General features: G+C 64.7%; 27 protein-coding genes. 6 read left to right on the top strand and 21 right to left on the bottom strand.

The window, feature by feature from the left end:
• Window positions 1–3: 3 nt before the first annotated feature.
• From PAF17_RS16385 to PAF17_RS16365, 5 genes are read right to left on the bottom strand one after another with little or no spacing between them, the layout of a single operon-like run.
• Window positions 4–3969, bottom strand: a complete 3966-nt coding sequence (locus tag PAF17_RS16385) for a baseplate multidomain protein megatron (RefSeq protein WP_271890174.1) — start codon at window positions 3967–3969, stop codon at window positions 4–6.
• A 12-nt stretch (window positions 3970–3981) separates the two neighbouring features.
• Entirely contained in the window at window positions 3982–4428 is a 447-nt protein-coding gene (locus tag PAF17_RS16380) for an NlpC/P60 family protein (RefSeq protein ID WP_271890173.1), read from the bottom strand.
• On the bottom strand, window positions 4425–5309 hold the full coding sequence (locus PAF17_RS16375; RefSeq protein WP_271890172.1) for a DUF2163 domain-containing protein: 885 nt from the start codon (window positions 5307–5309) through the stop codon (window positions 4425–4427). The genes PAF17_RS16380 and PAF17_RS16375 overlap by 4 nt, the downstream gene beginning before the upstream one ends.
• Window positions 5306–5932, bottom strand: a complete 627-nt coding sequence (locus PAF17_RS16370) for a DUF2460 domain-containing protein (protein WP_271890171.1) — start codon at window positions 5930–5932, stop codon at window positions 5306–5308. The genes PAF17_RS16375 and PAF17_RS16370 overlap by 4 nt, the downstream gene beginning before the upstream one ends.
• A gap of 18 nt (window positions 5933–5950) precedes the next feature.
• On the bottom strand, window positions 5951–8131 hold the full coding sequence (locus tag PAF17_RS16365) for a phage tail tape measure C-terminal domain-containing protein (protein WP_271890170.1): 2181 nt from the start codon (window positions 8129–8131) through the stop codon (window positions 5951–5953).
• A gap of 69 nt (window positions 8132–8200) precedes the next feature.
• Here PAF17_RS16365 and PAF17_RS16360 point away from each other — a divergent pair, with 69 nt between their 5' ends.
• Window positions 8201–8413, top strand: coding sequence for an AbrB/MazE/SpoVT family DNA-binding domain-containing protein (locus tag PAF17_RS16360; protein ID WP_271890169.1), 213 nt, complete (start codon window positions 8201–8203; stop codon window positions 8411–8413).
• A complete protein-coding gene (locus PAF17_RS16355) occupies window positions 8414–8794 on the top strand; it encodes a type II toxin-antitoxin system VapC family toxin (RefSeq protein WP_271890168.1) in 381 nt (126 codons plus the stop codon). It begins immediately after the preceding gene.
• 31 nt (window positions 8795–8825) lie between these two features.
• On the opposite strand, the gene PAF17_RS16350 is transcribed toward PAF17_RS16355, so the two are convergent.
• From PAF17_RS16350 to PAF17_RS16330, 5 genes are read right to left on the bottom strand one after another with little or no spacing between them, the layout of a single operon-like run.
• Window positions 8826–9722: a hypothetical protein gene (locus PAF17_RS16350; RefSeq protein WP_271890167.1), complete on the bottom strand. Its 897-nt coding sequence runs from the start codon at window positions 9720–9722 to the stop codon at window positions 8826–8828.
• 47 nt (window positions 9723–9769) lie between these two features.
• Window positions 9770–9928 carry a DUF7697 family protein gene (locus PAF17_RS16345; protein WP_271890166.1) on the bottom strand — a complete coding sequence of 53 codons (159 nt, stop codon included), beginning with the start codon at window positions 9926–9928 and terminating at the stop codon, window positions 9770–9772.
• A 56-nt stretch (window positions 9929–9984) separates the two neighbouring features.
• Entirely contained in the window at window positions 9985–10434 is a 450-nt protein-coding gene (locus PAF17_RS16340; RefSeq protein WP_271890165.1) for a hypothetical protein, read from the bottom strand.
• On the bottom strand, window positions 10434–11372 hold the full coding sequence (locus PAF17_RS16335; protein ID WP_271890164.1) for a phage tail tube protein: 939 nt from the start codon (window positions 11370–11372) through the stop codon (window positions 10434–10436). Before PAF17_RS16335 ends, PAF17_RS16340 begins: the two co-directional genes overlap by 1 nt.
• A 25-nt stretch (window positions 11373–11397) precedes the next feature.
• Window positions 11398–11817: an acyl-CoA transferase gene (locus tag PAF17_RS16330; protein ID WP_271890163.1), complete on the bottom strand. Its 420-nt coding sequence runs from the start codon at window positions 11815–11817 to the stop codon at window positions 11398–11400.
• A 75-nt stretch (window positions 11818–11892) separates the two neighbouring features.
• On the opposite strand from PAF17_RS16330, the gene PAF17_RS16325 reads away from it, so the two are divergent.
• Window positions 11893–12765: a GIY-YIG nuclease family protein gene (locus tag PAF17_RS16325; RefSeq protein ID WP_271890162.1), complete on the top strand. Its 873-nt coding sequence runs from the start codon at window positions 11893–11895 to the stop codon at window positions 12763–12765.
• A 36-nt stretch (window positions 12766–12801) separates the two neighbouring features.
• Here the strand turns inward: PAF17_RS16325 and PAF17_RS16320 are convergent, their stop codons facing one another.
• The 9 genes from PAF17_RS16320 to PAF17_RS16280 all read right to left on the bottom strand — a co-directional run bounded on the left by PAF17_RS16320 (window position 12802) and on the right by PAF17_RS16280 (window position 20930).
• Complete coding sequence (locus tag PAF17_RS16320; protein WP_271890161.1) at window positions 12802–13434, bottom strand: DUF6441 family protein; 633 nt, start codon at window positions 13432–13434, stop codon at window positions 12802–12804.
• On the bottom strand, window positions 13431–13745 hold the full coding sequence (locus PAF17_RS16315; RefSeq protein WP_271890160.1) for a head-tail joining protein: 315 nt from the start codon (window positions 13743–13745) through the stop codon (window positions 13431–13433). The genes PAF17_RS16320 and PAF17_RS16315 overlap by 4 nt, the downstream gene beginning before the upstream one ends.
• Before the next feature lie 6 nt (window positions 13746–13751).
• Window positions 13752–14774 carry a major capsid protein gene (locus PAF17_RS16310; RefSeq protein ID WP_271890159.1) on the bottom strand — a complete coding sequence of 341 codons (1023 nt, stop codon included), beginning with the start codon at window positions 14772–14774 and terminating at the stop codon, window positions 13752–13754.
• A gap of 64 nt (window positions 14775–14838) precedes the next feature.
• Window positions 14839–15219, bottom strand: a complete 381-nt coding sequence (locus tag PAF17_RS16305) for a head decoration protein (RefSeq protein WP_271890158.1) — start codon at window positions 15217–15219, stop codon at window positions 14839–14841.
• 26 nt (window positions 15220–15245) lie between these two features.
• Window positions 15246–16622 (bottom strand): S49 family peptidase, encoded by a 1377-nt coding sequence (locus PAF17_RS16300; RefSeq protein WP_271890157.1) that lies wholly within the window; start codon window positions 16620–16622, stop codon window positions 15246–15248.
• Window positions 16622–18124, bottom strand: coding sequence for a phage portal protein (locus PAF17_RS16295; protein WP_271890156.1), 1503 nt, complete (start codon window positions 18122–18124; stop codon window positions 16622–16624). Before PAF17_RS16295 ends, PAF17_RS16300 begins: the two co-directional genes overlap by 1 nt.
• Before the next feature lie 3 nt (window positions 18125–18127).
• Window positions 18128–18340 carry a phage head-tail joining protein gene (locus PAF17_RS16290; RefSeq protein WP_271890155.1) on the bottom strand — a complete coding sequence of 71 codons (213 nt, stop codon included), beginning with the start codon at window positions 18338–18340 and terminating at the stop codon, window positions 18128–18130.
• A gap of 3 nt (window positions 18341–18343) precedes the next feature.
• Window positions 18344–20389, bottom strand: a complete 2046-nt coding sequence (locus PAF17_RS16285; protein WP_271890154.1) for a phage terminase large subunit family protein — start codon at window positions 20387–20389, stop codon at window positions 18344–18346.
• The gene (locus PAF17_RS16280) at window positions 20337–20930 is read right to left on the bottom strand and encodes a hypothetical protein (RefSeq protein ID WP_271890153.1); all 594 of its coding nucleotides are present in this window, start codon (window positions 20928–20930) and stop codon (window positions 20337–20339) included. Before PAF17_RS16280 ends, PAF17_RS16285 begins: the two co-directional genes overlap by 53 nt.
• A gap of 124 nt (window positions 20931–21054) precedes the next feature.
• Here PAF17_RS16280 and PAF17_RS16275 point away from each other — a divergent pair, with 124 nt between their 5' ends.
• Both PAF17_RS16275 and PAF17_RS16270 read left to right on the top strand, forming a co-directional pair.
• Window positions 21055–21282: a hypothetical protein gene (locus PAF17_RS16275; RefSeq protein WP_271890152.1), complete on the top strand. Its 228-nt coding sequence runs from the start codon at window positions 21055–21057 to the stop codon at window positions 21280–21282.
• A 95-nt stretch (window positions 21283–21377) separates the two neighbouring features.
• A complete protein-coding gene (locus tag PAF17_RS16270; RefSeq protein WP_271890151.1) occupies window positions 21378–21926 on the top strand; it encodes a DUF3489 domain-containing protein in 549 nt (182 codons plus the stop codon).
• A 133-nt stretch (window positions 21927–22059) separates the two neighbouring features.
• Here the strand turns inward: PAF17_RS16270 and PAF17_RS16265 are convergent, their stop codons facing one another.
• Complete coding sequence (locus PAF17_RS16265) at window positions 22060–22533, bottom strand: hypothetical protein (RefSeq protein WP_271890150.1); 474 nt, start codon at window positions 22531–22533, stop codon at window positions 22060–22062.
• 61 nt (window positions 22534–22594) lie between these two features.
• Window positions 22595–23647 (bottom strand): AfsR/SARP family transcriptional regulator, encoded by a 1053-nt coding sequence (locus PAF17_RS16260; RefSeq protein WP_271890149.1) that lies wholly within the window; start codon window positions 23645–23647, stop codon window positions 22595–22597.
• 192 nt (window positions 23648–23839) lie between these two features.
• On the opposite strand from PAF17_RS16260, the gene PAF17_RS16255 reads away from it, so the two are divergent.
• Entirely contained in the window at window positions 23840–24772 is a 933-nt protein-coding gene (locus PAF17_RS16255; protein WP_271890148.1) for an alpha/beta fold hydrolase, read from the top strand.
• The last annotated feature ends 25 nt before the right edge of the window (window positions 24773–24797 follow it).

The following is a 24797-nucleotide window of genomic DNA, read 5'->3' as shown; positions in this document are numbered from 1 at the left end:
TCTTCAGAGATAGAGGGTGGTGGTGATGGGTGTGCCGCGCCCCACGCGGGTCGAAAGCTGGCAGATGCGAATGGTCAGACGATCACCCGGTTCCAGTTCTGCGCCCCAATCGGCGGTCTGCTGGGCAGCGGTGTAGGTGATCGCGGGCGCATTGCTGGACAGGGTCCGCTTCACGGCCGCGCCGTCCATGATCCGGACCTCATAGCTTTCGTGTTCTTCGCCCAGGGGCACCTCCATCCCCTGCCAGCTGTCGGCGGCGAGGGTGCGGGACCGCCGCGTCCAGCGGAGGGTGAGATCACCGGGCACATGCGGGCGGCGCCATGGCTGGTCGATATGGACCGGCGAGAACGGTCGCAGCCCCTCGCCCTCGGGCGTGAAGCTCATGGCCGTGAAGGTGTCGCTGCTGACCGGATGGCGCGCGGGACCGATGCGCCAGTTGACGGGAATATCGAGATCGGCTTCCGGGATCGGCAGCGGGGTCAGGGCCTCGTTCAACAGCACCACCCGCACCCCGGCCGGCGTCGGGTTGCCCATGGCATGCTCGGTGCCGCGCTGGCCGCGCAGGAGCCGGGTCAGGCGGTATCGCCCCGGCGCGATCAGTTCTGCATGCGCCGCCTGGACGATCTCCCAGCGCCCCGGTGTCGTTTCCACCGCCAGTGCATTGGCGCCACCGAACAGGGCCAGATCGCTGACGCTGTCCAGCTGCCCGCTTGCGAGATCGAGAATCAGGATATTGCCCAGATCGAAGCGCGAGGTGGGACCGGGCCAGAGATCGGCGGCGAGACGACCGAGATTGGCCCGGCGTCGCACCATGGTCAGCAGTTCGAACCCGTCGCTGCCGGGGCTGCGATACACGGCCAGCGCGCCAGGCCATGGTTTCGCCGTGGCCGCGATCATTGGCTGATGGGCGGGACTATCGTCGCGGAGCTGCGGCAGATCGAGAATGACGACTTCCGGCGGCCCGAATGTCACCGCGCGGGGCAGGGTGGCGGGTCGCTCGGCGCCGGGCGGCAGATCATAGGCTTCCCGGTCCTGCCGTACCGCCTCGATGCCACGCGCTTCCGCATCGGCAATGGCGGTCAGACGGAATTGCTGCTGGCGTCCGTCATGGCCCAGCGCGATGACATCGGTAGGATCCAGCGCCAGCCGTGAGGGCGGCAGACGAAAAACCGCGCTTTCGCGTCCTGCCCAGGCTTCCTGCAATGCCCGGCGGCAGCGGCGCTCGGCCTCTTCGGGTGGCACCGCCATCGGAAAGCTCTCGGAAGCGATGCGGCTGGTGTCCACGGTGATGCGCGATGCCGCGACCAGCGCGGCATCATAATCCTCATCGGCCCGGGCCACCTGCCATTTGAGCGCTTGCGGCAGTTCGGTCTCTTGCGCTCGGGTCAGCTCGATCGCCTCGCCATCCGTGTTACCCGCGACCAGATCGTCATGGGCGATGGTATTGACCGGCGCCCGGCCACGCATGACAAAGCGGATCAGGCCTTCGCTCTCGACCGCGTCAAACCCGAAATGCCGCGCCAGCGTGGTGATCGAGGCACGCGGGCTTTCCAGAGCGGTGATGGCATAGCCCTCGGCGGCGCCCCAAAGGCCCGTGACATCGATGCGGCTTTCCGGCAGCCCGGCGCGGAGGCAGAGATGACGGACGAGCGCGGCAAGGGACACCGCGCCCAGCCGTCCGGTCAGCCAGTGGCCCAGCCGCCAGTTGGCGCCATCGGTCCAGACATCGCCCAGCGCCGGAAAGAAGGGATAGGGCCGGGCATCCCAGGTCCAGGCAGCGCATTCGCCGACATCGACCATGCGGCCGACATATTCCGTTGAGACCGGGTTGTTTGTTGCCGTGCCCCAGAAGAGATAGGTGGCTTCCAGATAGGCGCGCTGGATCGCATCGTCGCGCCAGCCGCGGGAAAAATAGGGCACGAAGCTTTCCGAGGATTTGGGATCGTAGAATACGTTGGGCTGGTTGGTGCCACGGTCGATGGCCGGGCAGCCGAGTTCGGTGAAGCGGATCGGCTTGGACTGCGGCACCCATGCCGTCGGTGTCGCGGATTCCACGCCGCCCGGACGGTCGAAATGCCGGTTCGACCACCATGAGCGAAGGTCTTTGGGTCGAAACACCCAGGGCTTGCCGTGGGCACCGTCGGTGATCGGGCTGCGGGTCTGCGCGGCCCGATCTGCCTCCGTGGCATAGAACCAGTCGAACCCTTCGCCGCCTGCGATGTTGGACTGCAAATAGGCCAGATCATGAATGGCGGGCCAACCAGCTTGCGCGTCCAGATGATCGAAGCCGTCGCGCCAGTCGGAGAGCGGCAGGTAATTGTCGATGCCGACAAAATCGATGCTTTCATCCGCCCAGAGCGGATCGAGGTGAAAGAACACATCGCCGCTGCCATCGCCTGGCTGATGCCCGAAATATTCCGACCAGTCGGCGGCATAGCTGATCTTCGTGCCCGGCCCAAGGATCGTGCGCACATCGGCGGCCAGCGCGCGGAAGGCTGCGATCGCCGGGTAGCTGTTCCCGCTTGCCCGGATCGTGGTCAGCCCGCGCATCTCGGAGCCGATCAGGAAGGCATCGACACCGCCCGCTGCCGCGCAGAGATGGGCGTAATGCAGCACCATACGCCGCAAGCCATGGTCACCCGGATCGCCGGTCCAGCGGACCTCTTCATCCGTGATGGTGAAATCGCCCGCGCTGGCAGCACCGAAGAAGGCATCAACCTGATCAGCCGCAGCCGCCGTCTTGTCGACACTCCCGGACTGCCCAGCCGCAGGCGAACAGGTGATCCGTCCGCGCCAGGGGAGGGCAGGCTGGCCAGCACTGGCCGCATGATCCGAATAGGGGTCCGGCAGCGTGTTCCCCGGCGGCACATCCATCAGGATGAAGGGATAGAAGGTGACGCGCAGCCCGCGCGCCTTCATCTCCCGGATCGCCTGCACCACCGCGAAATCCGCGGGCGTGCCGCCATAGACCGGGCGGTCTTCCTGGTCACGACTGACCAGATGCGCCTCATCGCGGCTCATGCCGCTGACCGACCAGAGGCGTGGGCTGCTCGCCTTCTCGGCCACCTCGACGCCGGGCCGGACGGCGCAATGCCCGCAGCGCAGGTCATTGCCGAACCAGGCCACGACGAGGCTGACGCTCTCGACCTTCGGCGCCATGGCCTGCAACCGGTCCAGCGCCACGATCATGTCCGGGCTGCCCGGTGCGGCATTCAGGTTCTCGGCCGAGGTCTCGCCATTGTCGCCCTTGCGCACGGCTTCGGTCGCATAGGTGAACTCGCCCGAGGCAGGGATCAGCGTCACGGCACGGGTCAGACCCTCGGCCGTGTCGGGATCGGCCAGCGGCCGGAACACCTCAAACGAAAGCTGTGGCAGGCGGTTGCCATAATCACTCAGCGGCAGATCCTCGAAGACGACATAGGCGGTGCCGCGATACGCGGGCGTTGCATCCGCACCCATGGTGGCGGCGATGAACGGGTCCGGTTCCTGCGTCTCGCTGCCGGGATACCAGCGCCAGGTAATGCCCGAGGTGTCGAGCGGTTTGCCATCGGCCCAGATACGGCCGATGCCGGTGATCTCGCCTTCACAAAGCGCAACTGCGAAGGAGGCATAATAGAGATATTCGGTGGTCTCGACCTTCGGCCCGCCGCCCTTGCCGCCGCCCTGACGGCTGGTGCGGGTCTCCTCGCGGAAATCCGTGGCCCAGACGATATTGCCACCCATGCGCATGCGGCCGAAGACCTGCGGAATGACGGCGCCCTCGGTCGAGGCGGTGATGCGCAGATTGTCGAGCCTTGCGCCTTCGATGCGCTGGGCCGGGGCGAGCGAGGAGACGATCCAGCTGTCGACGGCCGCGCCGATGGTGGAGCCGATCATGCCGCCGATGGCGGCACCGGAAAAGCCGAGGATCCCGCCGCCGAAGCCGCCGCCAATCGTGGCGCCGACCGAGGCCAATACCAGTGTTGCCATGGTGAAAAAGTCTCAGATACTGGGGAAGAAGAAGGCGAAACCGATGCGACGGCGCCAGGCGGGTGTCAGCGGCTCTTCGATCACGCCCAGCCGCTCATAGGCGTGGATGAAGCGGTCAGGCGCGGTGAGAATCCCGACATGTTTGGCGATGGCGCCCGTGCGCATACGGAACAGGACGAGGGTGCCTGGTCCGGCTTCGCAAGGCTTAATCTGGATCATCATCCGCCGCGCGCCGTCTGCCAGCACTTCGTGCGCGCCCGTCTCGCCCCAGTCGCGGCTATAGGGCGGGATCGGGAAAGGCTCATCGCCCACGACCTTGCGCCAGACGCCGCGCGCCAACCCGAGGCAGTCGCATCCGGCGCCCTTCAGGCTGGCCTGATCGTGATAGGGTGTTCCAAGCCAGTCACGGGCTGCGGCGATGACGCGGTCCGGATCGGCAGCGGTCTGCAGCCGGGTCACAGCACACCGCCATCATGACCACCTTCCGATGAGGCATAGCGCAGAATGGTGTCCTGGCCGGGGATATGCGGAAAGCCCCGGAAGTTCACCACATTGCCGAATTTTGCGCCGCAGGTGGCGATGCGCTTGTCGCAGCCCGCACGGACGATGAAACCATCGCCCGCGCCAATCGCCCGGATCGGGGCTTCCAGCAGCGTCAGGGCGGCAATGCCATCGCTGCGATCATGGGCCAGCACTTCCGCGCGGCGACCGGCATTGGGTCCGGATGTCCAGTACAGCGTGCCGAAGCGGAACCAGCCGGGAGTAAAACCGCCGAGCCCGGAGGCGGTGAAGGCGCGCTCGCGCAACCTGTCGATCACGGTGCCGGTGCCCCGATAGGCCGGATCCTCCAGATCGACGCCGCAGCGGGCACCGCCCAGCGCGGCGTCGCAGCTGGCCTGAAAACTCCGCCCGACCGTCTGGCCGAGGAGATGCGACATCGAGCGGATCTCGGCCACGAAGGCATGGCGCCCGCGCCTGATCTGGCCGATGGCGCCGCGCCGCATCAGCACCCGCTGCACAGGGCTGGCCCAGTTCACCCGCCAGAGCTCAACTTCAGCATTGTCCCAGCGCCCGTCCAGAATATCGGCCTCGGTGATCCGGTCGGAACGCAGCGCGCCAGCGGCGTCCTGGGCATCGACCGAGAGATCGGCGCCGGAGCGGATCTCGCTGGCAGTCAACCCGCTTTCCGGCTCGAACTCCGTGCTGTCGAACACCAGCACCCGGTCATGGTCGGTGAATCCGAAGGCAGTGCCATCGGCGCGGATGATGCGCCAGCACCAGGCCAAGGTTGTGGTGCCAGAATCGAGATGGGACTGCAGCGCGGGCGGGATTGTCTTCATCGCCGGATCTCCAGCAAAGGAATGGAGGTGATGGATCCGAGGCGTTCGATGTCCAGCGTCACGTCCAGCGCATCGCTATCGAAGCGGACCGGAACGTCGAATTCGAACCCGGCCGTGATTGCAACGCCATCGGAGGGCGCAGTGCCGAAGCTGACGAGGCCGGTCTTGTGATCGACCGACCAGCCGGAGCCTTGCGACACGCCATTCAGCGCGATCTGGACCGTGCCTGCGACCGGCTTGGTGATGGCCCGTGCCCAGCTTTGTCCGCCTGAGGCATAGCGTTTGACCAGTTGAAAACTGGTCGTCACACCGTCGCCGGCCCCGATTTGATGATCCATCGGCGACGGTGTCTGCGAGGGCAGGCAGGACCGATGATCGGCCCAGTCCTTGAACCGAAAGCCGTAAAGCCGCCCGTTCCGGGCCTCGAAGAAGGCCACCACCGCCGCCAGATCGTCGGCGCGGCGGATGCCATAGCTGACATCATAGCGCCTTCGGCTGTTTGCCCAGCTGGCATTGCGTTCTTCGTCGCCGGAGGCCAGTTCGACGATCTGCGTGCGTCGCTCTGGCCCGCCACGCGCGCCGCGGCTGATCGTGTCCGGAAACCGGACCTCGTGAAATGCCATGCTACAGGAATCCTTGTGTCAGAGGCCACGTCGGCCGAGCGAGACGGCGCGGGCGATATCGGCGGCGATCTGCGTACGGGATTGCCGAAAACTCTCGGCGTCGCGGGCGTTGATGTTGACCGTGACGCCTTGGCCGTAATCCTGCGCCTCGCGGCGCGACAGCACCCGTTCGCCACGCTGGAGGATCGCGGGCACCTCGTCATGGCGCAGACCGACCATGCCACCCGAATGCATGCGCGATGCCCCCGCAAAGGCCAGTGCCGGGACCATGCGGCCTGGACCCGTGGCGCCAACCATGCCGCCCGTGTGCATGATGCTGGCGAAAATCCCGCCTGCGCCGCCCAGCGCGCCCGAAAGCGCATTGGCAATCGGACCCAGAAGAAAGCGTCGCGCGGCCAGCTTCGACAGATCGGCCAGCAGCGAGGTGATCAGATCGCGGAAATCGAGCTTGCCGGTCTTCACGAATTCCCCGACCGCATTCTCGGCGCTCTGGAAGGCGCTGACCAGCGCCTGGCCGATATCGGCACCGATATCTTTCGCCTTCTTCGCATAGTCCGACAGTGCCTCGGTCACGGCTTTCCAGCCGGTGGCCGTGGCCTCGGTCGCGGGTCTGGCCTCTTCCGCCGCCGCCTTCCCTGCGGCTCCAGCCTCCTTTGCGGCAACACCCGCGCCGGTTGCGGCCGTTTCGACCTCGCCCAGCGCATCCTCGTAGCGCCCGGCGGCTTCGGTCGCCACGTCCAATGCCTCGGTGTCGACATCATCGCCGCCCGACATCGCGGCGCGCAGGGCATCCATGGCCGGTCCGACGCCATCGAAGGCGGAAGCCCGGCTTGAACTGGCCCGGTCGCGATAACGGCCTGCCATATGGGCCGAATTGCTGGCCGAATGTTCCAGCATCGATGCTCGGCCCAGCGCTTCGAACACATCGATGCGGGTATCCGTGCCGATTTCCTCGGCGACCTTGTTGAAGGTGGGTGCGATCATCCCCAGAAAATCCGCCCATTTCCCGGCGAGGAATGCCATCAGCCTGGTCCAGATCGCCTCGATCTCCGATTGCATGGCCCGGAAATCGTCGGCGAAGGACATGGCCGTTACCTTGATGCCCTCCCAGACCGCCTTCGCCACATCGCCCATCAGGGCCATGGCATTGCCGAAACCGCCCGCGCCCTTGACCAGCTTCGTGAACTGATAGACCAGCTCGCCCGCACCGACGATCAGCGCACCGATGCCGGTGCGGATCAGCGCGCCGCGCAGAACCACCAGCGCCGTGGCGAGACCGCGAACGGAGAGTGCCGCCGACGCGAGCCCCGCGACCCATCGCCCAGCCATGAAACCCGCGAAGCTGGCCGCATAGGTGGACAGACGTCCGATCTGGTCGAAAAGCCCACTGATCGCCATCCCCAGCGGTCCGGTCCGGCTGGCCAGCGCCGCCATGGCATCGGCCACGGCTTCCAGCGCAGGCGCGGCAGCCACCGCCAGCTGGTTCGAGAGCCCGCGCCAGACCAGTCCCAGCCGCGAGATGGCGTCATTCGTCCGCTCGATCCTGTCAGCATCCTGTTCGGAGACCACGACGCCAAAGGCGCGGACATCCTCGGTCGCCTGGCGCAAGGTGGCGGTGTCGATGCGCGACATGGCAATCGAGCCTTCTTCGCCGAAGAGTTGCCCGGCGACGGCCGCGCGCTGGGCAACTGGCACGAATTCGGCGATGGCGGCATTGATCGCGCCGACCCGCTGATCCAAGGGCAGGGCCAGCAACTCACCTGCTGTAAGTCCTAATCGTTCCAGCGCATCCGCCGCCGGACCACCACCCGCCGCCGCCTGACTGAGCCGCCTGGTCAGATCCTTGGTCGCCTGTTCGATGCCGGACATCGACACACCGGCCAGCTCGCCCGCGCGTTCCAGCGTCTGGATAGAAGCAACCGTGGTGCCGAGCGATTGGGCGAGCTTGGCCTGCGCATCCACCGTCTGGAGCCCGGATCGCACCATGGCGATGCCCGCTGCCGTGGCGGCGGCCACCGCTGCGGCTGCCGCGACACCGACCTTGCGCGTAAACCCGGCCATGCGGGCATTCGCGGCCTCCATCTCGCGCGAGAGCCGCCCGAAACTGCGCGATCCCGCCTCGCCGACGCCTTCCAGCTCGGCGCGCACCTGCCGCCCGCCCACCGCCGCGAGGCGGACGCTGACACGTTTTTCTGCCATGAAGGGATTCCTTGATCTTCACCGATACGCGTCTTACATTCTGCGCATCGATCAATGATGGGTATGAGAATGGCCGAGACTGCGACCCTGTCCACGAAATTCCAGATCTCCATCCCCAAGGCGATCCGTGCCGCCCAGCACTGGGAGGCCGGGCTGACCTTTGCCTTCATCCCGAAAGGCACGGGGGTACTGCTGGTGCCGGTGCCGACGCGAGAGGCGCTGCGTGGGCTGGCGAAAGGTGCCAATGCCGAAAGCTATCGCGACCGCAAGGACCGCCACTGAATGATCCTCGTCGATACCTCTGCCTGGATCGAATGGCTGATCGCCTCGCCGACCGGCGACAAGCTGGCCGATCATCTGCCGGATCAGGCCGACTGGCTGGTGCCGACCATGGTGCAACTGGAGCTTGCCAAATGGCTGACCCGCGAGATCGGCGAGGACAAGGCCGATCAGGTCATCGCCTTCACCCAGATCTGTCAGGTCGTGCCGCTCGATACCGAAACCGCGCTGGCGGCTGCTGAGGCCTGCCGCGCCCATAAACTGGCCACGGCCGACGCCATCATCTTCGCCACCGCGCAGGCGCATGCCGCGCAACTTCTGACCTGTGACGCGCATTTCGGCGGGCTGCCGGGCGTCACGCTGGTTCCCAAGGTCAAAGACTAGGAAACTTTCAGCATAAAGCTACCTAGATATATCAAAGGCCTTCCACCTCTCCCAGATCTACCAGCCTTTTTTCGTCCTCTTTGTTCACCTCCCGCAACGTACGTTGCGCTAGGGAAACGTAAATATTCTTCATTCGTTGATGGGCTTCGTCGCTGAACTCTTTTTCTCTGTCGTGTAAAATATTCATGTACGTCAGCATGTTTTTTAGAAAAAGTATTGGGTTCACCAAGTCTCCAATGTCTTCCCACTGAGTGATAAACCCCTTCTTGTAAAGAAGGGCCTGCAGCTTTTGATCGCAATCACCTTTACAGACAACATGAAGGCTTTCATATCGGCGATGATTGTTGATCGGTGAAGCCAATACGAGGTTTGAGTAATAAGGTGTTCTGACGCTTTTTGCGAGAGCGTCCGTTCCACAGACATCACATAGGATCTCTTCATATTTTCCAAAGAACTTTTGTATCGGGCGCATTCTTGCATAGCTTGTTGGAAAATACCTGAGCGCCAGCTTCGACATGCCGGTGTCAATAAAGTGCCCTTCTATTTTCTTACGGTCAAATATCTCGAAGGCTGCGATGTCTCCGGATTTCTCAAGGCGCTGCAGCCTCTCGACTAGCCCGCTGCTAGGTACCGTCGAATAGAACCCTATAAATCCATCTGCATCGTGCTGTTTGAGGCGATCCGTGATGTTGTTCTCTTGGTCTGGACCCACTGACTTATCGCTGACCGCGAAATTCTTGCAGCTCACCAACCATGTGAACTTTTTGGTGCGAAGTCGTCCGCGCAGCTGTTCGCTGACAACTAGGTCGCGACCGGCATCGGCGCCCCGACCCGGGCCAATGTCAATCACAAAGCCCAACTCAGCGAGAAAGTCACGGGCGAATAGCTCCCAACTGTCGCCGTTAGGTATCTCGGTCCAATCAATCATCTATCACCGCCGCAGTTTGCGCATATTACTTGGGGCGTTTGTAGGGATCAGTCATGCTTTTCGCCAGTGTTCGCATTGACCTGCCTGACAAATATGGCCTCGATGATGGGCAGCAGTTCTGCCGCCGCAGGGGCCGGGACGCCCAGCGCTGCGGCCAATCCCAGCGCGGCGTTCAGATCCCAGCCGATCGCCGCGCCCGGCAGCACCCGCAGCTGCCCGCCAAGACGCCCGACCAGATCCCAGACCTGCCAGCCCTCGAATGTCAGCGGCTGGTTTGCGCGGCCCGGGCAGTCCGGGCAGCTTTGCGCACAGGCCGCGCAGTAGCTGTCGCCCCCACCGAAGGACCACTCGGCGAGGGCGCGGAGACGTTTTTTTCCTGCTCCAGCAGCAGACCCTTGGAGACATAGGCCAGCTGAAAGGCTTCGAAGATCGGCCAGATGTCCAGCAGAGCGTCGATGGCTCTCGGGTTTGGGGCGATGACATTGCCCTCGGTATCGCCAACGCCTTCCCAGGCCAGCACCGCGCGGCGGGCCAGTGCCTTGGCGAAGATCAGCGCCCGTGCCTCATCGCTGGTCGCGTCCGGAACCGCTTCGACATCCGGATCGCTGCGGGTGGCGACCATCAGCGCGGTGGTCAGCGGACGCAGCTGCACCCGGACGCCGGGGGCAAGATCGTGCCAGCGGGGTTCATTGCTCAGGTCGAGTGTCAGCATCAGTATTCCTCGCGGTCATTGATCAGGGTGGCGGTGCACATGCGGCCCAGCGCGCTGTCCCTTGCCGCCTGCCAGTCGAATGTGGCCTGCACGCCCTGCGGTCCGGAAATCTCGATCCGGGGGCGCGGCAGGTAGACGGCATGGACGGTGAAGGTGAAGCTCTCACCCGAGGGCAGGGCATAGGAAAATTCCAGAGCGCAGGCTTCGCCATCCAAGGCTTGCGTCACCAGCGTGCTGTCCGAGAACCGGACCTCGATGGACCCGGTCAGCGCGGCAATCGACGGGTCGGCGCCATCGATGCGGCCATCGGCGCGGATGGTCTCGATCCGGTCGAGATTGTTGGCATAGGCGATCTGGGCCGAGACGACATTGCCCAGCGCCGCGCCATTGCGGGTGATCGATCCGTTGAAATGGCCGAAGCGCTTCAGATCGATGGGGGCGGGCGTGCCTGCGGCGCTGACGGTGGCGACAGTCTCACCCTGCGCGACCAGACGGGCGGTCGCGGTCAGCAGCCCGGACCGCTGCATCTGCCAGCTGAGCTGGTCCAGCACGCAGCCGGAATAGATCGCATAGCGCGGCACCTCGGGCATGCCGGTCTCGATCGAGAGGCTGGGCAGCGTCCAGGCCCCCGAGCGGAATTCATGCGTCCAGGGTCCGGTGCCCGAGGTGACCGGGTCTCCGAAGGCTGCCTTGAGCCAGAAGCCAAACGCCTCGGCATCGATGGGCACGACGACATCGCCATCGGCCGTCACCGCATCCTTGATCGGTGCCAGTGGATCGCGGCCATAGCCCAGCAGTTCGGAGTTCAGGAGCGGCTGTTCTGCCCCGAGCGTAGTGCTGGCGAAGGGCATCTTCGTGAAGCCGCCCACCGGCGGCGTGCCATAGACGGTCTCGAACGCCAGCGCCATCTGCGCCCGCGCCCCCTGGGCTCGTGCCATCGTGTTCTCCTCGATTTTGGGTGGTTCAGCCGAGCGGGTCGGCGGTCGTGTAATGCAGGATGACCGGGATCACTGCCGCCTTCAGGCTCGCCGCGCCCTCGACGGGAAGATCGACCGGACGCGGCGCTTCAGCTTCGACCCAGTCGCAGAGACCGCCCAGCGTCCGGTCGGCGGCGAGCACCGCGCCGACGCTGGCGCAGACGGTGTCGAAGGTCGCATCACGGTCGGCGCCCTGAACGACTGCCTCAATCTCGGCACGGTGCTGATAGTGATAGGCAATCGGCGACAGCGTCACCTCAGGCTCGCCTGGTTCGCCATCGCGCAGGATCAGCAGGCCGTCAGGCGGCACGCGTTCGGGCAGGACGTCGCTGCGCAGGGCGGTGGCGGACAGCTCCAGAAGCCGCGCGTGCAGCGTGGTGAGGATGGTTTCGCGAAGAGTGGGCATGCCGCCGCCTGATATGTTGTGAAGATGACCATTTCGGCTAGCATATATGGAAACTGGTAGTGGACAGAGGTTTCAGTGACCGGCGTGTTTTACACATATGTCTGGGGCAGCACCGGCAAGCGCGGCGGGCCTATCACCTTTACCAGCAAGGCTAACCGGACCCTTGCTATCAAAAATACCAAAGAAGGTGATTTGGTTTTCGGTGTTGTGAGCCGAAACCCGGGCGATCCTGCAGTTCAGATCCCGGAAGAAATAAAAGGACGGGTCATAAGCGCGTGGCAGATTAGTCATAGCACGGCCGCGACTGCAGCTTTCGGGATTGAGGCAGTAAATACATGGGACGTACTGGACGATGGTGGCTATCGCTGGCCATTTGCGCTTCAGCCTATTCGGGCATGGTCCATCGGGAACGCGCCAGAGTTCAAATATTTGGCTGGTTACACCGCCAAGACGCATACTCAGCAGGCTATTACCACTCTGCAAGAGCTCGGAGATGACCTGTCCCAAACGCTGAGGCAACTCCTTCAAGAGAGCGGGACCGAACTCGAGGTTATGACGCCGCGATATCAGACATTGGCAAGCCGTGTGCAGAGATTGCGGCAAAAACACCCGTTTGCCCTAAATGGCTATGCTGTTGAACCAAATGCCGATGCGATCAATAGCATCTATATCGCCACGTTGGGTAAGGCCGGTCGGGTCCTCAAAATCGGGCATGCTCAGAACGCAAAACAGCGTGTGGACGACCTCAACAAGTATCGGCTGTCCTCTGAGCCACAGTGGACACTACATACTGATCAACCTATCGGCTCTGTATTGGATGCGATTGAAGCAGAGCAGTACCTTGGACAGGTGTTTGCTAAACATCGCTCAGAACCAAATAACAACGAAGTGTTTCATGACCTTGATCCCCTCCTCGTGCTGACGAAGCTTGCGACTTTTCGACAATAATCGTGCTGACGCAGATATACTCAGGCATGAGGGCCACTATTTCATTTTCCCCTCCGCCCATCTCCCCACGATCCTCCCCGGCACCCCAGCCGCCGCCCGCTCCGCATCCCTTGCCAGATCCAGCCTTTTCGGCAGCCTGACCTGCGGCACCAGCAGGAAGATCGGCACGGTGGTGCGCCCGCGCCCGGTTTTGGAGCGCGATGCCACCGCTCGCCCCTTGGTGTTCAGCCGCCCCTCTGCAACCAGCAGGCTCGCCCCGCGTCTGCGATAGACAAAGCGCAGCCGCAACCCGGTGCGACGCTCCCATTCGCCCGGGGTGATGCGCCCGCCACGCAGGGATTTTCCTGCGGCTTCCGTGGGGATCGCCAGCCAGAACCCGTCGCGGGAGCGGATCAGCGGCCCGGCATTATGGGCGCCGACGATCACCGGTGCTTTGGACCAGACCAGCGCGGTGGCGTTCAGGCTGTCGCCCGCCTTCGGATAGGTGGCGTTGCGGATCGAATTCGCCAGCCGTCGCCCCAGTCCCGCCCCAGTGATCTGTCCGCGCCATGCGGTCTTCAGGCCCACGCCCGCCTCGCGCATGGCGCCGGTCACGGCCTTTTCGCCTGCCCTGATCTCGGCCTGCATCATGGCGACGAGATCTGGATCGATATCCAGCTTCAGCCTCATGCAGGTATCAGTTCTACCGTCCAGATCAGCCGGTCCCGGTCACGGATCGGCTCGCCCTGGACGGAAAAACTGTCGGCACCGATGACGATCAGATCGCCCGGCCGGGGATCGGGGAGATCGCTGACACGGATATCGGCGGTCAGCGTCTCCGACAGGATCCGCGCCGATCCGAATTCGGTGATCCGGTCCGGCGCGCGGCGGATGAGGCGGATCTGGCGTTCCTCCGATGTGCCTCCCGCGATCCAGACGGCGGAGGTTGCCATGTCGGGATGGCCGAAGATGCGGTCCATGGCGGCGCTGAAGGCGTTCATGGCCGGTCAGTTCGAGCTGTGCAGCCGGATCGCCAGACGCGGCCGCTTGTTGACCGGCAGGATCGAGGCCTCGGTCATCAGGTCGATCCAGCGACCCTTGGGGTCGAGATGCTGGCGGGCATAGAGCGGCAACCCGATGGTATTGGCGGTTTCCAGCAGGTTCGCCGGACCGCCATAGGTCGTAAACGTGTCCATGGTGCCGGTCGGGAAGGCGATGCCTTCGTTTGCCGGAACCAGCCGTTCCGATGCCTTGGTCGACAGGGTCACCGCACCCGCATATTCTTCGAAGAGAATGCCTGCGAAGGGGAAGTTGCGGCGCACATCCTGCCGCAGCGGCTGGGCGCCGGTCGCGGCATAGAATTTATAGGCTTCTTCGGTCTTGGGGTGCGAGATCAGCTTGTCGAAGAATTCGCGGCTGACCAGGGCATGCACGCCCGACATGCTTTCGCCCAGCAGATTGTCCTCGACAGCGCGCAGCACCTCGCGGACCTTGCCCTGAATGTTGGTCCCGGCGGTGCCGAGAACGAAATCGACCGAGATCTGGGCGATCCCGAATTCGGTGAAGTAGTTGTAGAGGGTGGTGCCCGCGCCATCCTTCACGATGCCGCGCAGCGCGTTCATCTCCATATATTCGCGGGTCTGGGCATGCTTGCGACGCATCAGGGTCAGCTTGCGGGTCATGACCGCGACCAGCGGATCGGCCTCGTCCCCTGCACCGATGGCCGGAACCCCCTGAATATCGGCGGGCAGGATCACATCGTCATGCGGGATCCAGGGCAGCGCGAAGCTGCGCATGGCGCGGCCCTCGCGCGATCCGACGGTGGCGGGACCGCCCAGCGTTACCGAGGGCAGTAGGTTCAGCACGCCCTCGATCTGTTCGATGATGACGCTGCGCTGGCTGACCCCCTCGAAGCGGAAGAGGCCTAGTTCGCCGAGGCGGGTATAGAGGTTCGGCAGGATATTGATGGCCTGCGTCATCTCGGCCAGCGAATAGCCGCCGGCATCGAAGGGATTGCGGATGATGGTCATGGGGAAACCTTGTCGGGAAGAAGGATAAGAAAGAAAGCGCCGCAGCTGCAACGGCAGCCGCCGGTCAGGCGCTGTCGCGGATGACGATGCCCAGCCCGGTCAGTTCTGCGTGCTTCAGGGCGATCTTGGCGGCATCATCGACGCTGCCATCGTAGAAGAGGGCGTCCCGCGACAGGATCGCCGGTCCACGCGCCAGAAGAATGCCGGTGGCTTCCGCCAGCCGCGTATCGACCGGATAGAGCAGGATGCCGACGGCGGTTTCCGCGCCATCGCTGCCACCATGGCTGGCGAAGGTGTACTGGCCGCTGACGGAGATACGGCCCAGAACCGCGCCTGCCGGGTATTCGGTGCCTGCGGCGAGGGTGACGGTCTCGCGGGTATAGTTGGGGTTCAGCTCATATTTGAGCGCATCGCCCATGGAGGGCGGCTGGGTCAGGACGGGCATGTGGGTCTCCGGAATCTGTCAGAGCATCAGCGCTGGGCGCTGTCGGCGGATTTGCGGGCGGCAGCGACGAGCGGGCTCGGCTTGTTGGTCGGCGCGGGCGCGCTGGCCAGAATGCCGCTCGCGTCGCTTCTGGCCGCAAGACTGTCGAGGATCTGGCCGCGCAATGCGTCGGGGCTTACACCGCGCCGGACCGCATCGGCGGCGTCCAGGGTGATGCCCAGCTTTGCCGCCTGCGCGCAGATCGAGGCCACTTCGGCAGCTTCGGCGCGGATGGCATCGGCGGTGGCATTGACCGGGGTGGCAGTCGTTGCGGCGCCGGGCGCGGGAGGCTCTGCCGCCGGTTCCTGTGCCGACGGCGCCGTGGTCGCAGCTGCTTTCGGGTCTTGCTGGTCCGGCGTCCGGGCATCTTCATCCGTCTTATCACTCATGATCATCTCCTGTTTGGGGTTTGAAAGGGTCTGGCGTTGTGGTGCCCGTCCGACCGGCGGAACCGGGCGGCCGAGACTGTCGGCAAAGGCGCGGAAGGCGGCGCGGGGATCGGCCACGGCATCGGCCAGACCGGCCCCGACGGCTGCCGGGCCCCGGAAGATCGCGGCCTCGGTGGCGAGCGCCGCGTCCTTGGTCATCCTGGCACCGCGCCCGGCGGCGACCGTCTCGGCGAAGAGGCTCCGCAGATCCTCAAGCTCGGCCTGCAGCCGGTCGCGGATGCCCTCGGGCAGCGCCGCATAGGGATTGCCGTCGGCTTTCCGAGCCCCAGCATGGATCAGCGTCACCGCGACGCCCTTCTGCGCCAGCATCCCGGACATGTCGGTATGCATGGTTATGACACCGATACTGCCCGCCGCCCCGGTGCGGGGCAGGGTGATGCGGGTCGCCTGCGAGGCCAGCGCGTAACCGGCCGAGAGCGCATGTTCGGCGAGAAAGGCGTGAACCGGCTTTGCATCGCGCGCGGCACGGATCCGGTCGGCGAGATCGAAGGCCCCGGCCACCTCGCCGCCAAAGCTGTCGATTTCCAGCGCGATGCCGCGAATGGCCTTGTCAGAAACTGCCGCATCGATCTGGGCGGCAAGCCCCTCATAGGAGGTGAGGCCCGAACTCTGGCCGATCCAGGCGCCGCGATGCACCAGCGTTCCGGCAATGGCGATCACCGCCACACCGTCGATGATGGTGAACGGCGCATTGATATCGTCACCATGGCGCTGGGCGAGGTCGCCGCCGATCAGCGACGCGTGGGCCGTCTGCCGCGCCGCCGTCAGGTCGGGTTCGGCGAGCAACGCGCCGTCAAAGCTGATCTCCCGCCCGGTGATGCGGGGTCCAAGGCCGCTGAGAAAGGCCAGTGCCTTGGCCGGGGCGATCATCAGCGGCGTGTCGAAAGCGCGCTGGGCGATCTGGGCATGATGCATCAGCGGTCCTCCACGGGTTTGGCATCGTTGTCACTGCTGTCCGCGTCCGGATCGTCGTCGCGATCACCGGTCGCATCGCTTGCCTCGGACCCGGCCTCGCCCTTCGGCCCCTGCGCGGGCGAGCCGGGGCGGCGGAAATCGAGGCCCAGCGCCGCCTCGCGTTTGCGTTCCGCCGCGATCTCGCGGTCGACCTGTTCGGCGTCATAGCCGCGTTCGGAAATGGCCTGGCTGCGGGATTTGAGGCCCGCTTCGATCTGCAGGATCTCGGCCGAGGCATCCTTCATCGGATCGACCCAGTCCCAGCGCGTCGGAAGCCAGCTGACGGACTGGTATGCGCAGCGAAGGCGGTCATAGCCGGGCAGATCGATGGCGCCGGACAGCACCGCGAGGTCCATCCAGCGCTGCCAGACCGGGCGGCAGAGCTGATGGATAATCACACTGTGCTGGATAGAAGAGACCCGGCGGCGGAAATCGAGCAGCGCCACGCGGGTGTTCGAGAAATTGCCGCGCGCGGCATCTCCGGTCAGATACGGATAGGGAATACCCAGCGCGGCGGCGATCTGCAGCAAGGTCCGGTACTGGAAGGGCTCATAGGTGGACCCCGAGTCTGGCGTTGCGGGTGTCGAGACATCCTCGCCCGGATCGAGGCGGACGACCTGACCGGGCTCGACCTCCAGATCCTCCTCGGCCGGTTCCAGCGGCGTTTCCAGGGCGGGCGAGGTGATGAACATGGCGAACATTGCCGCGGTCTTCTTCCGCTCCAGTTCCGCATCGTCATAGAGATCGAGGGTGAAGAGTTTGACGATGGCCGGGGCAAAGCGCGACACCCCGCGCAGCTGACCGGCCTCGACCGGGTCCAGCGCATGGATGATCTCCGAGGCGGGAACGCGCACCGTTTCGCCCACCAGCCCCGGATCGGTCATGTCGCCCGGATGTCGGCGCAGCAGGTGATAGGCGACGCGGCGCCCGATGCCGTCGAATTCGATGCCCTGACGGATGGTCCCGCCGCCGGGCAGTTCGCGGTTCAGGTCCATCGGCAGCATTTCCGAGGGCAGCATCTGCAGCTGCAGCGGCACCGAAAGCCCGTCCTCGGGCCGTCGCGGGCGCAACCGCAGAAACACCTCGCCCGCCAGAAACAGCTCGCGGGCGGCGCGGCGCTGCAGGCCATAAAAGTCCGTCAGACCTTCGGCATCGGCCTCGTCCGTCCAGGCGAGCCAGAGTTTCTGCAGTGCCTCCTTCTGCGCCGCATTCGCAATCGACGATGAGGGCTTGATGCCGTCGCCGACGACATTGCTGGCGAAAGCTTCCACGGCCCCGGACGCATAACCATTGTTCCGCGCCAGCCAACGAGCCCGCGCCGTGATGGTCTCGCCTGCGCTTGCGATCAGCGTGTTCACATGGGCGCGGCTGGCCCGGAAACCGCGCAAGCGACGATGGGACTGCGCCGCGTCGAACCCGCCGATAATTGCACCGAGACGCGCGCGGATGCCGTCGAATGCCATGGTTCAGAGCCCTTTCGTGGCGATGGTGCCCCAGCGCCGACGACGGGTTGTCCCGGATGCCCGTCCAATCCGCGCTTCCAGATCGGCGATGGCGGTTGCCAGTTCGGCATCGGAACCATAGGTCAGGGTTTTGCCGTCGTAGCTGACGCTGCGCAGCCCGCTGAAGCGGGCCTCCTGCAGTGCGCCGAGCAGCGCCCGCATCCGGTCGATTTCCATCTCTCACCTCATGAAACGCGGTGTGTAAGTCTGCCGCTTGCGGCGTGGCGTGGTTGGCGGCGCGCCCGCCTGTCGGGCAGGCGGGTCCGCCATCGGTTCAGCCGCATCGGTGTCAGTCGCGTCGGCACGGGTGGCGACCCCGGCCTGATCCTCCAGCTGCCGCCACATCCGCTCGTCCCAGCGATCTGCGCCCATGATCCAGGCGGCAGCGCGGGCATAGACCCGGGTGTCCAGCGCCTCGTTGCGTTCCCGCAGCTTCTGCCATTCCTGGCGGGCATAGCCGCGCTTGTTGCGGACCGTGACCAGTTGTTCGGCCACCAGCTGCTTCAGCCATTCGCTGTCGGCCCAGTCCGGCAGATGGATCATCCCCGGCGGATCTGGCTGATCTTCTTCGGGCCGTTCCAACCGCAGGAAGCGATAGGTTTCGATCTTGAAGGTGGCCGTGGCGACCGACCAGAGCCGGGCGCCGCGCCGCAGGCGCTTGCCGCCCACCGTCGCATCGACGAAGGTTGGCCCCGACACCGGCGTTGCCCGGTTGAAGCCTTCCAGCCCTTTCACCGGCGCGACCTGCTCGAACCCCTGCGCCCGCGCCCAGGCATAGACCGCCGCCGCCTCATAGCCGGTATCGATGGCGAGCTTTGCAATCGGCATGACCGCGCCATTTGCATGCTGCCATGTGCGGCCGAGCAGTTTTGTCAGTTCCGCCCATGCCGCCGGACTGTCCGGCCCGCCCGGGATAGCGATGTGATCGACGAGCCAGCTCTGCAGCCCGCGCCCCCAGGCCCAGATATCGACCTCGATGCGGTCCTTCTGGATATCGGCCCCTGCCGTCAGGAACAGCCCGCCTTCGGGGATCTGGCCACCAAAAACTTCACGGCGATCCGCCAACCGCTGCCATTCCGGCGCTTCGCCGCGTTCGACCCAGGTCTCGCCCAGCAGCGTATTGCGCGCCGCGCGCAGCATCTCGTCATTGCCCTGCGCGGCCAGCCATTCCCGCGCGATCTGCTCCCAGCTCTTCCAGCCGATGGGGGAATAAAGGGCGGAGAGGTGATAGCCGACATGGGCGGGGTCAGCCGAAACCGCCGTCGCGCGCCATTCGCCCGCCTCCAGCATGGCGGTCTTGTGATGCTCGGCGACTAGGGTATCGCAGGCATTGCAGGCATAGGCGGCGGTCTCCGGCCGACCCTTCTCCCAGCGCAGCCGTTCGAATTCCAGCCATTGCATCGCCCCGCAATGCGGGCAGGGGACAAAGAAGCGCCGCTGATCGCTGGCCTCGAATTCCTGCTCGATCCGACTGAGCCCCCGGATCGTGGGCGTCGAGACCAGAAACACCTTTCGACGGTGGGCGAAGGTGGTGCTGCGGGCCTCGGCCAGTGTCACCGGATCGCCCTCTTCGTCGGCGGAGGGCGGATAGGCGTCGATCTCGTCCAGAAACAGATAGCGCGCGGGCATCGACCGCAGCCCGGTCGCGCTGTTCGCCCCTGTCAGCACCAGAATGCCGCCCGGGAATTCCTTGGACAGCATCGAATTCCCGGCATCGCGGGATCGGGCCGGGCTGACCCGTTCCCGGAGCGCAGGCGAATCCGCAATCAGCGGATCGAGCCGCCCGCGGGAGGCGCGCTTGGCCATCTCGACCGTCGGCAGCACCGCCAGCATCGGGCCCGGGGCGTGATGGATGACGAAGCCGATCCAGTTATTGCCCGCTTCGGTCGCGCCGACCTGCGCGGCTTTCATGAAGCTGATCCGCTGCGCCGGATGCCCGGGCGAGAGCGCATCCATGATGTCGCGCAGATAGGGCGTGCGCGCGGTGCGATAGCGTCCGGGTTCGGCGGCGGCGCGAGAGGACAACCAGCGATGCTTGTCGGCCCATTCGGACACCGTCAGATCCGGATCGGGCCGGATCCCGCGCGACCAAGCGCGCAACATGTCCTCGGCGCCGTCGAAACTCAGGTCGGGTGCGTGCCCGTTGATCCCGTCATCGTCGGTCCCATCCTCATCATTCAAGAGAAACCTTGAGATCGGCGAGGGCGGCAAGCTGGTCTCGGACATGGGCTTCCAGCACCCTCTGCAGCACCCCGGTGCCGATGCTCATTGCTTCCCCGGTGGTCTTTTCCATCTCGGCCGAGAGTTCCGCCGCCATGATCGCGGCGACGCGGGCGGGCCATGTCACCCAGGCATCGCGTTCCTGACGCGCGAGGCGAAAGACCAGCGTCTCGGCCCGCGCCCGGTCGACCAGCACGCCCTTCTTCTTCTGGATGGCGATCTGACGCTCCTGCGCCTGATAGACCGTCAGCGCCGTCCGGGCCTTCAGATAGGAGGAACTGTCGCCCGGGCCGGAGATTGAGGGCGCGGCGAGGTTGTCGGCGGGGCGCGAGGCCCGTTCCGGTGGCGGCGTTTGCCGCGCTGTGCCGCCCTTCGCCCGGTTCTGCTGATCCGGATCGGTCGTCGCCGCGCGGCGGGCGTCGGACGCGGCTGCGTCGATGGAGCCATCGGCGAAGAGGACCAGCCGACCGCTTTTCCGCGCCTTCTGGATCGCCCCGCGCGACACCCCCGCATGGGCCGCATAGGCGCGTTCGCTCATGCCCTGCATGGCAGGCACATCCGAAGATGATGGTGATGTGCATCATAAAGCACTGTTATTGCTCCGAATTCTCTACACTTCAGGACGCCCCGGAGCGATGCTGCATCAACGACAGGATGCACCGGAGACCGACATGACCCGCAAGCCCGCCCGAACCAACGACGCCGCCCTCGCTGCCTTCATCGCGAAAAAGGCCGAAATCGACGCGATGTTGGCCCGGTTGCAAGCCTTCAGCGAGGACCATTTCGGGGCGGACCCCGAACGGTTGAACTGGGCCGACGTTGGCAGCCTCGAATATCAGGCCCATCTGCTGAAGCAGATCAGCGATTTTACATTCGGCGCGGGCGAACACGCCGCCTGACCGGCTGGCAACTGGCGCCCGCCACGCCCCGGATAACGGGGCCCGGCTCCGTAGAAGCCGACCGCAGCCTGCGGTGACGATGAACGGAGCCTACAATGACGAAACTCACCGAAACGCAGACCCTGATCCTGACCCGTGCCAGCGCAAGACCGGGCAATCTCGCCCTTCCGCTGCCCGATGGCCTGCACGGTGCCGCCGCGAAGATGGCCATCGGACGGATGGTAAAACTCGGCCTTATCGAGGAGGTCGAGGCCAATCTTCGGCGCAACGAACCGCTCTGGCGCGAAACCGGCGACGGGCACGGCACCACGCTGATCGCCACCGGGGCCGGGCTGGACGCCATCGGCATCGAGCCGGTGGTGGTCAGGACCATGGCGGCACTGCGCGATGCCAAGCCCGAGGCCATCGCTGCCGCCCAGCGCCCCGGTACGAAACAGGCGCAGCTGATCGCGATGCTACAGGCGCCGGAGGGCGTAACCATTGCAGAGATCGCCGAGGCGACGGGATGGCAGGCGCATAGCATCAGGGGTGCGATTTCCGGCTCGCTGAAGAAGAAGTTGGGGCTGGAGGTCACCTCCGAAAAAGTCGATGGGCGCGGGCGGGTCTATCGACTTGCCGGGAATGTTGACCCTGCGATCCGATAGGATCAGCCCGTCAAATGGCGGCAAAGCGGGACGAAGCGAGCGTTCGCTGCGACCGCCCCAACGGCAGGTGTCGGCACAATCGAGACGACAGCACCCCGTAGGTTGGGCGGAAATCTACCGGCCCATTGTTTCTTTATTCCCGCGCTGCAAGGCTATACTGCCCCTGCTTGGTTCCGACATATTGAACCAGACCTTCCCGTGCGGATCGCAGGGTGCGGGTGCGTATCTCGAAAAGTCCGGTCAGCCCTTCGTACTTGCCGGTGCCGCCCAGCCAACGTCCGGTGCCGACATGGGGTGCGTCCAGCGACTGCCGGTCGAAGGTCGCGCTTTCGAATATCTGGTCGCCGTCCGCATCGGTGTAGGTGCAGTTCACCAGTTCTTCAAAGGTCTTGGCCGTTTCGTCCACGGTCCAGCTGCCCAGACATCTGCCGGTCTGGTTATGCAGGAAGGCGGCGTTGTCGGCATTCATTGCGGTGAGGGTCGAATCGACCAGTCCGTAGAAACGGTCGGTGCCGATCTGCAGCGGTTCAACCTCATTCGCGGCATAGCCCACGAAATTCGCCGCGAAGGTGCCCTCGCCCGCAACGGATTGCGCGTTGGCCGGCAAGTACGGCGATATGGTGAGGATAATTGCAAGCCCGAGCGTTGCAACACCGCGCCGGCGGCGCTTAGCAGCCTGCGGGATAGAGCATCGCATAGTCGGTATCCCCTTCGAGCATTCTCTGTATGGCGGTCTGACTTGATGCATCTAGATTTTCCTCTGGCAAATTGGCGAATGATCCGGTGAATCTGGTTTCTTGAATGGACGCGGCCGACGCTGGACTGACCCAGATTGACATCTGCTTCTGATCCGGCTCGGGTGGCTGGCTACTTCCCCATGGGCCGAGAACCTGAAACAAGGCGGCGGCCCCAGCCAGGCCGGCTGAGAAGGCGCCAAGCACCGAACGGCGTGCAATTGGTGCGACCTGCAACGGCACGGACAACGGGACGTGGCAGGCAGGCACCGACGTCCTAAGCGCCCGGTCCACCTGTGACGCCGGCGCGACGCCAAGTTCCTTCGCAAAAAGATCGTGGCAGTCCTTATGTGCGGTCGCGGCCTCTTGCCGGCGTCCAAATGCAATACAAAGGGCGATCAAGGCCGCATGGGCATCATCTTGAAACGGCTCGCATTCGAGCCGTCGACGCGCGGCTGCAATGGCTGCTGGACCTTCGCCGCGCTCGGCGAGGATTGCTGCCGCCTTGGCATGCAAGTCGGCGCATAGCTGATCGTATTCCCGTTGCCGGTCGCGCAGCCATGTCTCGAACTCGGCAAGTTCGACTTCCAGGCCGGCGCAAAACCGACCCCGAACCACCAGCGACAGTTCCGGGATCGCCCCGCGCGCGCCGGTTTGCAGCGCTGTTCGGATCTCGGCGAGGTCGATTGAGACGAGATCCGGGTTCAGCCAGACGGCGTCATCATTGGCGACCAGCGCCCCTGCGGCATCGCCAAGCTGCGATTTTAGCCGGACGAGGCATTGACGCAGGGCGTGCCGAGCGGCGGGTGTGGAGGATGCGTCGGCCCAAAGCAGTTCGACTAGCGTCGTGCGCCACATGCGTAATTCGGGTGCTGTCGCGAGACAGCCGAGCAGTCCCAACCCTTTCGGTCCCGGCGTAGCCAGCACCTGGCCGTCTTGGGCTTGAAGACGTGGTTCGCCCAGAAATGATAAGCGAAGGATCGGCATCGTCCCGGCAACCCCCTTGGGCAATATTCTAGCACAAGAACGGGCAGACCTCGAAAAATCATGAAGAAAAGCCAGAAAATTACCTCGGACGCGGTCGCGTGACGGGTTGCGTGACGCTGTCGTGACGCCCCCCGTCCGAGACTGGTCGAACTGAGGACCTAATTTGCCGAATCAGACAAGGGAGACGGAGTTATGAAGAAAGTCACATTCACAGTTGCCGCCACAATGGCGATGGGGTTGACGGCTGCCCAGGCGGTTGAGACCGGAACCATGCAAGTGGACGGAGCCGAACTGACCTTTATCGAGCAGGGCGAGGGTCCGCCCATCGTCTTCGTCCATGGGGCGATCTCGGATGCGCGCGTTTGGGAAGGCTATGCCGACCGGATATCCGAGGAAGGTCGGTTCGTCGCCTACACCCAGCGCTATTTCGGCACCGCGGACTGGCCGGACGACGGTTCCAGTTTCACGCGCGACACCCATATCGCCGATCTGATCGCCTTCATCGAGGGGCTGGATGCCGGTCCGGTCGATCTCGTTACGTGGTCTTATAGCGGCGAGATTGCCACCTATGCTGCACTACAGCGGCCCGATCTATTCCGCTCAATGGTTCATTTCGAACCAGACGTAGACAGGCTGATCGATGGGCTTCCGGGCGCTGACGCGGCGCGCGCGCAGTTTGGTGCGACGGTTGGCCCGATGATCGCAGCGCTGGAGGCTGGTGACGCCGAGTCCGCCGCGTTGCGCATCATCGAGTCGGTGTTCCGGATGCCAGAGGGCACAGCGGGCGAAGAGCCGGAACCATTCCCCACATACTGGAAGGAAAATGGCCGCACCCTGCCGTTTTATGGCGGCATGGCGCCGGGCGCGCCGCTGACTTGCGATAATCTGGCGCAAATCAGTGTGCCGACGCTGGTGGTCCTTGGGACCGACACGCTGGTACAATGGGCAATGATGTCGGAGCGGGTCGCGGAATGTTCCGGAAACTCGATGCTCGTCCGCATGGACGGTGTTACGCATGACGGCCCCTACAAGCGCCCCGACCGATTCACGAATCTGATAATCTGGTTTCGCTCGCTGAATCACGAACCGAGTGCAGGCAGGGCCGAAGAGCCTGATGCGGGATGAAGAAACTGGCAGTTCAACGTGCCTG

Source organism: Paracoccus onchidii (genome assembly GCF_028294535.1).
GTDB lineage: Bacteria > Pseudomonadota > Alphaproteobacteria > Rhodobacterales > Rhodobacteraceae > Paracoccus > Paracoccus onchidii.
Note: the sequence above shows the minus strand (reverse complement) of the source record. Positions and strands in the feature narration are given on the sequence as shown.